Here is a 268-nt window from a genome sequence, read left to right as displayed (position 1 = left end):
TAACTCGACCTCGCTATTCGCTGCGCTGCAGTTCAGCGCCACTTACGGTAGCGGTAAGGTTGGCCGATACAACCGGACCAGCCGTACGCGCGACCTGCTCATCACCGTCAGCGCGACGACCACCGAACGCCTTGCGGATGTCGTCACCGGACTCGCGACGTCTGGCTCGCTGCTATATGCGAGCGATTTCCCCGGCAATCGCGTGCGCGTATTTACGACGTCCGGAGTCTGGCTGCGCGATATCAGCGTGGCAGGGCCGGGCGCATTG

1 pseudogene is annotated in these 268 nt (G+C 63.1%); it reads left to right on the top strand.

Annotated features, from left to right (window positions below):
* Positions 1-268 (top strand): annotated as a pseudogene (locus P0D68_RS35580) (SMP-30/gluconolaconase/LRE-like region family protein); the annotation flags it as partial.

Origin of the sequence: Paraburkholderia sp. RL17-380-BIE-A (assembly GCF_046028085.1) — a bacterium.
Classification (GTDB): domain Bacteria; phylum Pseudomonadota; class Gammaproteobacteria; order Burkholderiales; family Burkholderiaceae; genus Paraburkholderia.
Note: the sequence above shows the minus strand (reverse complement) of the source record. Positions and strands in the feature narration are given on the sequence as shown.